6 protein-coding genes are annotated in these 12138 nt (G+C 39.6%); all 6 read left to right on the forward strand.

Features of this window, described 5'->3' with window-relative positions; all coding sequences use genetic code 11:
• Positions 1–220 precede the first annotated feature (220 nt).
• The gene (locus BWI92_RS17605) at positions 221–3352 is read left to right on the forward strand and encodes a DUF6298 domain-containing protein (RefSeq protein WP_095164899.1); all 3132 of its coding nucleotides are present in this window, start codon (positions 221–223) and stop codon (positions 3350–3352) included.
• Positions 3353–3591: 239 nt separating this feature from the next.
• On the forward strand, positions 3592–4977 hold the full coding sequence (locus tag BWI92_RS17610; RefSeq protein ID WP_095164902.1) for a glycoside hydrolase family 140 protein: 1386 nt from the start codon (positions 3592–3594) through the stop codon (positions 4975–4977).
• 2 nt (positions 4978–4979) lie between these two features.
• Entirely contained in the window at positions 4980–6311 is a 1332-nt protein-coding gene (locus tag BWI92_RS17615; RefSeq protein WP_095164904.1) for a four-carbon acid sugar kinase family protein, read from the forward strand.
• Between the two features lie 16 nt (positions 6312–6327).
• Positions 6328–7752 (forward strand): sialate O-acetylesterase, encoded by a 1425-nt coding sequence (locus BWI92_RS17620; protein ID WP_095164906.1) that lies wholly within the window; start codon positions 6328–6330, stop codon positions 7750–7752.
• Positions 7753–7843: 91 nt separating this feature from the next.
• The gene (locus BWI92_RS17625) at positions 7844–10618 is read left to right on the forward strand and encodes a glycoside hydrolase family 2 TIM barrel-domain containing protein (RefSeq protein WP_095164908.1); all 2775 of its coding nucleotides are present in this window, start codon (positions 7844–7846) and stop codon (positions 10616–10618) included.
• A 73-nt stretch (positions 10619–10691) separates the two neighbouring features.
• Positions 10692–12071, forward strand: coding sequence for a CocE/NonD family hydrolase (locus BWI92_RS17630; protein ID WP_095164910.1), 1380 nt, complete (start codon positions 10692–10694; stop codon positions 12069–12071).
• The last annotated feature ends 67 nt before the right edge of the window (positions 12072–12138 follow it).

Below are 12138 nucleotides of genomic sequence, written 5' to 3' on the forward strand. Positions count from 1 at the left end.
TCACTTTGCAGAAACCACCAAATGACAATGAGTGCTGAACGAAGGATTCCAAACTATTTCAGATTTGGGATTGCGGATTTCGGAAATAAGGTTAAACACCTTTATTTTTTCAGAAATGTAAAAGATCACACTTCCGAAATCCAACATCCGAAATAAACAGTTTTAGAATCCTTCGTACAACCCTAATTCACAATTCAAAATTCTTCATTCACAATTAAATATGATGTCTCGTTTCTCCATAATCCTATCTCTTACCTTAGGTTTGAGTGTTTTTTCAGTATTGGGACAAAAGCCCAAAGTTGTACCGCCCAAACCTCCTGTGTATCTGGATGAGGCAGGAAAATTGGCGTATACCCCTGAAAGCAAAGGAGATAGAATTCCTGATTTTTCTTTTAGTGGCTACAAAGCAAGTGAAGAAACCATTCCATTTATAGCAGGAAAAGTAAAAGTAGAAGCAGCAAATGGCGACGCAACAACTCGTATTCAGGCTGCCATCGACTATGTGGCGGGATTACCAGTTGATACTAAAGGCTTTAGAGGTGCAGTAGTATTAGGAAAAGGAGTTTTCGAAATAAAAGGAAATCTGATTATCAAAGCCTCAGGTATTGTGATTCGTGGTGCTGGTCGTGGACAAACCATTCTAAAAGGAATTGGCATTTCGAGAGAAACCTTGATTAGTATTAAAGGAAAAGATGATAAGAAAATTGAGAGTTCCGAGAAAGTATTGGACGCTTATATCCCTGTTGGACAAGCTTGTTTAAATGTAAATACTCCTGAAAAATATAAAGTTGGTGAGCGAATTTTGATTCAACGTCCTTCGACTAAAGAATGGATTCAAACTTTGAAAACTGACCATTTTGGTGGGGGAGTTACCGCTCTTGGTTGGAAACCCAATCAAAGAGATATTACTTGGGAAAGAACGATTACCCAAATTACATCAAAAGGAATTTGCTTGGATATTCCTCTGACTACTGCGCTTGATTCTACTTACGGAGTGGGAACAGTGGCTAAATTTCAATGGAATGGACGTATCAGTCAAATAGGTGTCGAAAATCTTTCCTTAGAATCGAGTTATGATACCAAAAATCCTAAAGACGAAAACCATCGTTGGATGGCAATTGGATTAGAAAATGTAAGTGATGCATGGGTTCGTCAAGTTGATTTCAAACATTTTGCAGGTTCTGCCGTATATGTACAAGCTTCCGCTCGCTGTGTGACCGTCGAAGATTGTATTTCTACCCAGCCTATTTCTGAAATCGGCGGACAACGACGCTACACATTTTTTACCAATGGTCAACAAACCCTTTTTCAAAGAATTTATGCCGAAGAGGGCTATCATGATTTTGCTGTAGGCTATTGCGCTGCCGGACCAAACGCTTTTGTTCAATGTGAATCCAAACTTCCGTATAGTTTTAGCGGAACAGTAGATTCTTGGGCTTCTGGGGTTTTGTTTGATATTGTGAATGTGGATGGCAATGCACTACGTTTTTCAAATTTGGGTCAAGATGGACAAGGTGCTGGCTGGTCGGCTGCCAATAGTGTTTTTTGGCAATGCGCTGCCTCTCGTGTAGAATGTCAAAAGCCACCAACTGCACAAAACTGGGCGTTTGGAACTTGGGCACAATTCGATGGCGATGGTTATTGGGATATGTCCAACGAGCATATCAAACCAAGAAGTTTGTTTTATGCACAACTACAAAATCGCTTAGGTGGAGAGGTACAAGCAAGAACCTTTTTGATGCCAACCGAAACAGAGGCATCAAGTAGCCCAAAAGTAGAAGTAGCTATGGCATTGACCAAAGCATCCGTTGAACCTGCCAAGACTTTAAAAGAATTTATTGAAAAAGCCTCACAAAGATTGTCTCTCAATACAACAGAAAAACTTCAAAGTATAGAGCAAATCGGCATTCCTAAAATTATTACCCCAAATAAAGCGCCTGATTTGCAAGTGCAAAATGGCTGGTTAGTACGTGGAAAATCTTTACAAACAGGTAAAAGACAGGAAGTTCCATGGTGGTCAGGTGTATCTCGTTCGCACGGCTTAGCAGCGAGCAAGCCACATATTACACGCTTTGTCCCTGGACAAACAGGTAAAGGACTCACAGACGATTTAGTTGAGTTGAGTGATTGGATGCAACAGAATCACGTAAAAGTGATGGATCATAATTACGGACTTTGGTACGAGCGTCGTCGCGACGACCATGAGCGTATTCGTCGTATGGATGGCGAAGTTTGGCCTCCATTTTATGAATTACCATTTGCCAGAAGTGGAAAGGAGACCGCTTGGGATGGTTTGAGCAAATATGATTTAACACAATATAATCAATGGTATTGGAGTCGCTTAAAACAATTTGCAGACTTGGCTGATCAGAAATCTTTGGTGCTTTTTCATCAAAATTATTTTCAACATAATATCATTGAAGCAGGAGCTCACTATGCCGATTTTCCGTGGCGACCAGCTAATAACATCAACCAAACAGGATTCCCTGAACCAGTGCCTTATGCTGGCGATAAGCGCATTTTTATGGCAGAACAGTTTTATGATATTAACCATCCAGCTCGCAGAAAATTGCATCGTGCCTATATCCGTCAATGTCTAGATAATTTTACTGGAAATACAGGAGTCGTACAATTGATTAGTGCAGAATACACAGGTCCACTTCATTTTGTTGAATTTTGGTTGGATGTCATTGATGAATGGCAAAAGGAAAAACACAAAGACGTCTTAGTGGCATTGAGTACAACCAAAGATGTGCAAGATGCGATTTTAGCAGATAAAAAACGGTCAGCAATAGTCGACATTATAGACATTCGTTATTGGCACTATCAATTCAATGGACAAACGTATGAACCCAAAGGTGGACAAAACTTAGCTCCACGCCAACATGCTCGTTTGTTGAATCCGAAACGTTCTTCGGCCGAACAAGTCTATCGTGCTGTGAACGAATACCGCATGAAATATCCTTCAAAGGCAGTGGTTTATAATGGTGATAGTTTTGATGCAAATGGCTGGGCAGTTCTTATGGCAGGAGGCTCTATTCCAAGTTTGAGCTTTGATTTGCCTCAAGAAATTTCCGCTCAACTCATTGGTATGCAACCGATTCAGTGGTCTGGACAAGCCAATACACAATGGGTTTTGGGACAACACGGACAAGGGTATTTAGTGTATAGCGAAAACGCTCAAGAACTATTGGCAGATTTGAGCAAGGAAAAGGGAATCTTTGAAGTTAAATATCTTTCTCCAAAAGATGGTACTCTCCTATCGAATACAGAAACACTCGAAGGGGGCAAAAGCTATTCATTAAAAAATCCAGCTAATAGTGGTATTGTTGTTTGGATAAAAAGAAAATAAGAAATTTTGATAACCTCCCTTAAGTTAGTGGGCAAAATAAAATTTAATTTTTCTGTTTTAGGCACAAGGCAACAGGCATAAGGCACAGAGTGTTAAAATGTTTTTAATAACCACAGCCATGCTTTTTTCCAAAGCCCACCGCCGAAAGCCGATACCTGAAAGCCCAAAGCACATCTTAAATTTTATTTTGCTCATTAACTAATTACCACATAAACCTTCATAAAAACAATCTGACATCCATGGAAAAAGGATTTTTGGCCTTTCTAGTAGGCTTACTTCTAATCACAGGAAATATCACTAAGGCACAAGTTCCTGCTTTAAAAGTTTCTGACAATAAAAGATATATCGCTACCAAAGATGGAAAACCTTTCTTTTGGCTTGGTGATACGGGCTGGTTATTGTTCTCAAAACTTACACGCGAAGAAGTAGAAACCTACTTAGAAGATCGTCGCCAAAAGGGTTTCAATGTGATTCAGGCAATGGGATTACATACGCTCAATGTGGTAAACATATACGGTGATTCGGCATTAGTAGGAGGCAATATTGCAAAACCAAAAGTAACTAAAGGTTCGGATGTAGCCGACAAAGAAGCTTATGACTTTTGGGATCATGTAGATTTTGTCATTCATACCGCTGAGAAAAAGGGCATTTATATTGGCTTTGTGCCTTTGTGGGGAGGCAATGTGAAAGATAAAAAAGTAACTCCTGAGCGAGCAAAGGTTTATGCAACATTTTTAGCCAATCGTTACAAAAATTACTCCAATATCATTTGGTTAAACGGTGGTGATATTCAAGGAAGTACAGGTAAAAATGTATGGGATATTTTCGGAAAAACCATACGTGCAATCGACAAAAATCACTTGATTACCTATCACCCACGTGGGCGTACTTCGTCTTCAGAATGGTTTCATAAAGATACTTGGTTAGATTTTAATATGGTACAATCGGGTCACCGCACGTATGCGCAAGATACGTCTGCCAAAGAAAAATGGCATTATGGTGAGGACAATTGGCGCTATATCCAAGCGGATTATCAACTCAAACCTACTAAACCAGTTATCGACGGAGAGCCTTCTTATGAGGGTATTCCATTCGGTTTGCATGATGTAACCCAACCTCGTTGGACAGACGCTGATGTGCGTCGTTATGGCTATTGGTCAGTTTTTGCAGGGGCATTTGGCTATACTTATGGACAAAATTCGGTCATGCAAATGCACCGTCCCAAATACGATGATACCTCATTTGGTCCGCAAGAATATTGGTATGAAGGAATGGCTAAGCCTGGTTCTTTCCAAATGAAACATTTGAAAACTCTGCTATTATCTAAACCGTTTTTTGAAAGAATACCAGACCAAAGTTTAGTGGCTGATAATGGGCAAAAGTATGAGTATGTTGTAGCTACTCGTGGTAAAAATTATGCGTTTTTGTACACCTACACAGGACGTACTTTCAAGGTAAACATGGGTAAAATTGCAGGAAAAACGGTAAAAGCTCAATGGTTTGACCCACGTACTGGCACATACCAAGCCATCGGTGAAATCGAAAATACTGGTATCCAAACTTTTGATGCGCCTCAAGAACCTAAAAATGGCAATGATTGGGTGTTAGTTTTAGAAAGTAAATAATCATGCAAACACCTCAATTGTCCATCGCTTACTATGGCGACGATTTTACGGGTTCGACCGATGCCTTAGAGTTTTTATCTCGTGCAGGATTGCAGACGATGTTGTTTTTCGAAGTTCCGACAAAAGAAACTTTAGAGCAATTCCCTCATTTACAAGCCATTGGTATAGCAGGAAGAACAAGAGCTTTAGGAAAAGAAGCCATGAAAGAGGAGCTTCAAACGGCCTTTGATGCTTTAGCTAAACTTCAAACGAAGCATGTGCATTACAAGGTTTGTTCTACTTTTGACTCTTCTCCTGAAATTGGAAATATCGGTTTGGTGCTTGAATTGGGCTTGGCGCAATTCAAAAATCAATGGACGCCTATTTTGGTTGCAGCGCCATCTTTGGGTCGATATTCTGTTTTTGGAAATCTCTTTGCTCGTATGGGAATCGGAAGTGATGGACATATCCATCGTCTCGATCGCCATCCTTCCATGAGCAAGCACCCCGTAACACCAGCCGACGAAGCCGATTTACGTTTGCACTTGGGCAGACAAACTTCTGTAGAAATTGGCTTACTCGATATTTTACAGGTTGAAGCAGGTGGTTTAGTAAAAGCACAAGCAGAACAAGTTTCAGCAGGTAAAAAAGCTTTGTTTATCGACGCTATCAATGAAAATCATTTATTAATAATTGGTAAGTTTTTAGAGGAGAAAGCACTGGAACAAAACCAAACCTTATTTTCAATTGGCTCATCAGGTATCGAAATGGCTTTGGGTTCCTATTGGAATCAGCAAGGTGTTTTTTCACCTAAAAATACTTGGCAAGCACTCACAAAAGTCGACACTTTGTTGGTGATTTCAGGAAGTTGCTCGCCTGTAACAAGCGCTCAAATTGATTGGGCAAAGCAACATGATTTTATCGAAATCATCGTTGATGCTCCATTACTTGCACAGGAAGAACTATCTGAAAATATCTTACAATCCTATATTGATCAGGCTATTACTTATATCGAAAACGGAAATTCTGTTATGATTCATACCCAAGGAGGTTTACAGGAAAGTATTCCTTTGTCTTCTGAAAAACTGGGTTCAGCACTGGGATTGATTGCTAAAAAAGTCATCGAATCGACACATCTTCCCCGTTTGTTGATTGCAGGAGGCGATACGTCGAGTTATGCCGCACGTGCACTTGAAATAGAAGCATTAGAAATGATTGCACCAGTGGTAAAAGGGGCGCCACTCTGTCGGGTATATTCTTCCAACGAGGCCATCAATGGCCTAGAAGTTAATGTCAAAGGTGGTCAAGTAGGCGCAGCAAATTATTTTGGATTAGTTAGAGGGGATTTAGCTTAAAACTATTGACGTTTTTATGAAAAAAATCAAATCATATATTCTGTTAGCATTTAGTTTTTGCTCGATTTTTTCGGTAAAAGCACAAATTGTTTTACCTCGAATTTTGGGGCACAATATGGTTTTCCAACAAAAGAAACCTATCCATATTTGGGGAAAAGCCTCTGTTGGAGAGCAAATTAACGTCCAATTTTCAGGACAATCTGCTCAAACGACAACGGATGCTGAGGGAAATTGGCAAGTATGGCTCAAGGCACTACCAGCTACAAGCATTCCACAAGACTTAAGAATAGAAGGAGAGGAAGTTATTACGCTCAAAAATATCTTAATAGGAGAAGTATGGCTATGCTCTGGGCAATCGAACATGGAATATACCATGCGAAAAAACAGTAAAGTCAAACGCCCCAATCTCCCAGATCCCAATCCTGTTGACGAATTAGAAATAGCCAAAAATCCTCTCATCCGTATTTTTTTAGTCAACAGAAAAGAATTAGTAAAACCTGATCCACAACACAAAGGGTGGAGTATTGCACAAGACTCCGCCTTGCGTTCTTTTTCGGCTGTTGCTTACTTTTTTGCTAAAGAAGTTCACCAGCAGACAGGCGTGCCCATCGGTATGATTTCGTCGGCTATCCCAGGCAGCAGAATAGAACCTTGGATTTCGGAAGAAGCTTTTGCTAGTTCTCCCTATTTTAAAGGAAAAAAAGTAGAAGGTGAGCCCGCAAAGTTTTATAATCCTATGATTCGTCCTTTAGAGTCATTTGTCATGAAAGGGTTTTTGTGGTATCAAGGCGAAAGTAATTGTTTCTTGAAAGATTCGGTACAATATACCAACAAAATGGAAACCTTGATTAGGAGTTGGAGAAAAGCTTGGAAAGACGATAAAATGCCATTTTACTATGTACAATTAGTCCCTTATCTCTACTCAAAAAGTACCGGAAAAATCGTCTTGGACAAAGAAACCCTTCCTACTTTTTGGCAAGCTCAAGCTAATGTGGGTCAAAGACTTAAGCAAACTGACTTTATAACTACCACCGATTTGGCAGATACCTTAACCAATATTCATCCTTGGTACAAATGGGAAATCGGGAAACGTTTGGCACTTCTAGCTTTGAAGCATGATTATGGCAAAAAAGATTTAGTTGCCTCTGGACCCATTTTCAAAAAAATGAAAATCAAAAATCATAAAGCCATTTTAAATTTTGAATCTGTAGGCAGTGGTTTGCAAAGCAAGGATGGAAAAGACTTAAGCTATTTTAGTGTAGCAGGGACAGATGGGAAATTTTACGAGGCGAAAGCCTCCATTATAGGAAATCAAGTGGAAGTTTTTTCCGAAAAAGTCCCCGAACCTAAAGCCGTTCGATTTGCATGGCAAGAGGATGCAGAACCTAATTTTTTCAACAAAGAAGGACTTCCTGCACGACCATTTACCAGTGTAAAGTAATAGTAGTGAACAGGGATAAGGCACAGAGGCAATAAAGGTTTGTATTACTCCTTTGATTCTTGGTGCATTTTTCCCCTCATCAAAAACAATCATGACCAAAAGAATTTTACTTTTTCTATTCTTACTGTCGAGTTTTAAGGCATTGTACGCCCAAGAAACCCAAAGAGTTTATCTTTCTGGAAAAGGGAACGATCAAACTGTTTCATGGGATTTTTTCTGTACCGAAGGTCGTAATGCTGGCAAATGGACTAATATTCCTGTGCCATCCAACTGGGAGTTACAGGGTTTTGGAAAATATAATTATGGCTTCGCCAAAGATAGCTCAAGAGGTAAGGAAAAAGGACTTTACAAATACCGTTTCCAAGCACCTAAGTCATGGCAAGACAAAGCATTAAACCTTGTTTTTGAAGGTGTTATGACCGATGCTGAGGTAAAAATCAATGGAAAATCTGCTGGTGAAATTCATCAAGGTGCGTATTATGCTTTCAAATATCCCATTGCTCAATTACTCAACTATGGCGCTGAGAATTTATTGGAAGTAACTGTAAGTAAGCACTCTGCAAATCAGTCGGTTAATGAGGCTGAACGCAAAGGAGATTTCTGGATTTTTGGTGGAATTTTCCGTCCAGTTTATATAGAGGTTTTACCTGTTCAGCATATTACTCGTGTTTCTATTGATGCCAAAGCGAATGGTAATCTAAAGGCAGTGATTCGTACTACTTCCAATAATACAAGCCTTACTTTATCAGCACAGTTACATACCTTAAATGGTCAAAAAGTTGGTACGCCAATTCAAGCAACTCTCAAAGCTGGTCAGTCGGAACTTACCCTTGAAAAGCTTTATCAAAACGTTCAGCTTTGGACTTCTGAAACACCTAATCGCTACAAATTAACCATTAGTTTACTACAAAATGGAAAAGCGGTTCATGTGGTTGAAAAGAAAATCGGTTTCCGTACCGTCGAAGTAAAATTGCGTGATGGCGTATATGTCAATGGTACAAAAGTAAAATTCAAAGGGGTTAATCGTCACTCGTTTTGGCCAACTTCAGGACGTACCACCTCAAAGGCAGTAAGCTTACTCGACGTGCAATTGATGAAAGACATGAACATGAACGCCGTTCGTATGTCGCATTACCCTCCCGATGACCATTTTCTGGATACTTGTGATTCCTTGGGTTTGTTTGTAATGGATGAATTGGCGGGCTGGCATGGCAATTATGATACACCAACAGGCACAAAACGTCTTGAAGAGTTGATGGAACACGATGAAAATCACCCTTCTGTGATTTTTTGGATTAATGGAAATGAAGGTGGTCATAATTACGAATTAGACCCAATTTTTCCTCAAAAAGATTTACAAAAACGTCCTGTGATTCACGCATGGGAAGATTTTGCAGGATTTGACACACAGCATTATCGCGATTATAACTATGGTATTTGCAATTATGACCACGGACATAGCATTGTCATGCCTACCGAATTTTTGCATGGGATGTACGATGGCGGACACGGGGCTGGTCTGGAAGATTACTGGGAGCATATGTGGGCAACACCACTTTGTGCAGGTGGTTTCCTTTGGGATTTTGTTGACCAAGGTATTGTCAGAACTGATAAAAATGGCGTCCTAGATACCGACGGTAATCGTGCGGCAGACGGTATTGTAGGGCCATATCGTGAAAAAGAAGGAAGTTATTTTACCATCAAAGAAGTTTGGAGTCCAATCAAGTTTGAGGCAAAAGAAATTACCTCCGATTTTGATGGAAAATTTACTATCGAAAACCGCTATCATTTTACCAATACCAGTCAATGTCGTTTTACTTGGAAACTCAAATCTCTTGGATTATACCAGTTGCCAGAACTTTCAGGTAAAGTTCTTTCTCCTAACTTAAAACCCTTGGAAAAGGGAACTGTAGCTTGTCAGCAGCTACCTCGCAATTGGCAACAATATGACGTTTTATATGTAAGCGCTTTTGATGCTTATGGTAAAGAAATTTTCACATGGAGTTTTAAAATTACCTTGCCTAAAACAATGGCGCAGGCAATTGTCCAGACTTCGGGAAGTAGCAAGCCTACGCTTCAAGAGCAAGATTCTTTGTTTGTCGTAAAAGCGAATGGTTTGACGATTAGTTTTTCTAAAAAATCAGGTTTGTTAAAATCGGTACAAACAGAAAAAGGTGCTATTCCTTTCAACAATGGGCCAATTGTTCAAGAAGGGAGCACCAATTTTAAAAATATCACTACTCGTTTTGAAGGCGAAAATTTAATCATTGAATCAACTTACGATAAAAAAGAAGCTTTCAACACGCTACAATGGACTATTTATCCATCTGGTTGGGTAAAATTGAAAGTTAAATATTTTCCAGCAGCTTATTTGACAAATTATTTTGGGCTTAATTTTTCTTTTCCAGAATCTGAAATTAAAGGTGTAGAGTATTTAGGAAATGGTCCATACAGAGTATGGAAAAATCGTTTGAAAGGAAATCAATTTGGCATTTGGAAGAAAGATTATAATACTACCGAAACAGGTGAAATTCCTTTTGTCTATCCAGAATTCAAAGGATACCATTCCAATATGTATTGGTGTAAGTTTATTACCAAAGGGCAACCGTTTACCGTAGTCACAGAAACAGAAGATGTTTTTTTTAGACTGTTTAGTCCAGCCTTCAAAACTGATTCATATCAAAACTATGTAATTAATTTTCCAACTGGTGATATTTCCTTTATGCAAGGTATTTCGGCCATTGGTTCTAAAACCAACAGAGCCGACAATACGGGTCCCATGAGTATGAAGCACGTCTTTTACGACTACGAAAAAGAGCCTAAAAGAGCCGTTGAAATAGTTTTGTATTTTGATTTTTTAAAATAGGCGATAGGCATTAGGGGTTAGGCAAAAAGTAAAAACACTTACCCCTTGTGCCTGTTCCCTGACCCCTAAAAACATGAAAAATATTCTCATCACTATCGCTTTACTAACTTCTTGCTTTTTTGCACAAGCACAGACTGCTGATCAGGCGTTTAAAAAACCTTTGAAGGAGGTTATTTCGACGATTGAGTCTCGTTTTAAGGTAAAAATCCGCTATCCTGAAGCCTTGGTAGCTGACAAGCAGGTTACTTATGCCGAATGGCGTTTTAGACCTGATTTGGAAACAACGCTCCATCATATCATGGATTCGCAGGATATTACTTTTACCAAAGAAGGAGAGGGAAAATATAAATTACAAGCTTTTCAATATCACCTCAAAACTCCCGAGGAAGGCAAACAGCAATTAAACTATTTGTCTACGCTTTCACCAGATATTACTTCTTGGGAATTACGTAAAACCAATTTGAAAAACTGCATTTGGCAAGCACTCGAAATAGCAAAAGCGCCAGCCAAACCGCAGTCGCAACCCATCATCACACAAAAACGAATTATGGATGGCTACTCGGTTGAAAATGTAGCTATCGAAACTTTGCCAGGTGTTTATGTAAGTGGGTCTTTATATCGTCCTTTAAAATCGAAAGGTAAAATTCCCGTTATTCTGAATCCAGACGGGCATTTTGGTGATGGTCGTTATCGTGCTGATTGTCAGTATAGATGTGCGGCTTTAGCCAAAATGGGGGCTATGGCTTTTAGTTATGATCTTTTTGCTTGGGGAGAATCAGCATTACAATTCAAATCTGAAGACCACCGTCGTAGCCATGCTCAAACCATCCAGATGCTCAATGGAATGCGTATTTTGGATTGGTTGCTAACCCTCAAAGACGCTGACCCAGCGCGTGTAGGCATTACGGGCGCATCAGGTGGGGGTAGTCAAACGATGTTGTTAACTGCTATCGACGACCGAATCAAAGTAAGTGTTCCCGTAGCCATGATGTCGTCCTATCACAGTGGGGGTTGTCCTTGCGAAAGCGGTATGGGCGTGCACCTTTGTGGAGAAGGAACAAACAACGTAGAAATTGCCTCGATGGCAGCTCCAAGGGCACAAATGATTATTTCGGATGGAAAAGATTGGACACAGTTTGTCCCACAAACCGAATTTCCTTTTGTACAAAGAATCTATGATTTGTATCATGTTGCTAATAAGGTAGAAAATGCCCATTTCTCAAGCGAAGGACATGATTATGGAGCTAACAAACGTAAAGCAATGTATGGCTTTATGGCAAAAGAATTGGGTCTAGATCTTCAAAAAATTCAAGATACAACGGGTAATATCATCGAAACGGGTATAATGATTGAGCCTTTCCCAGCACTATATGTTTTTGGCGAAAAAGGCGAAAAACTCCCCGCCAACGCTTTGAAGGATTTTGAAGTAATTGAGAAGATGTTTACAAAATAGTGGCAGAGGGGCAAAGGCAAAGAGGCACAAAGTGAGCTAATTTTCCTAGTGTTGAAAAATATCAAAA

It is taken from the genome of Flectobacillus sp. BAB-3569, from assembly GCF_002270355.1.
Lineage (GTDB): Bacteria > Bacteroidota > Bacteroidia > Cytophagales > Spirosomataceae > Flectobacillus > Flectobacillus roseus.

Bases quoted from the DNA above. Each gene is read 5' to 3' on its own strand.
- BWI92_RS17605 (WP_095164899.1), top strand. From the start codon at position 221: ATGATGTCTCGTTTCTCCATAATCCTATCTCTTACCTTAGGTTTGAGT.
- BWI92_RS17610 (WP_095164902.1), top strand. From the start codon at position 3,592: ATGGAAAAAGGATTTTTGGCCTTTCTAGTAGGCTTACTTCTAATCACA.
- BWI92_RS17615 (WP_095164904.1), top strand. From the start codon at position 4,980: ATGCAAACACCTCAATTGTCCATCGCTTACTATGGCGACGATTTTACG.
- BWI92_RS17620 (WP_095164906.1), top strand. From the start codon at position 6,328: ATGAAAAAAATCAAATCATATATTCTGTTAGCATTTAGTTTTTGCTCG.
- BWI92_RS17625 (WP_095164908.1), top strand. From the start codon at position 7,844: ATGACCAAAAGAATTTTACTTTTTCTATTCTTACTGTCGAGTTTTAAG.
- BWI92_RS17630 (WP_095164910.1), top strand. From the start codon at position 10,692: ATGAAAAATATTCTCATCACTATCGCTTTACTAACTTCTTGCTTTTTT.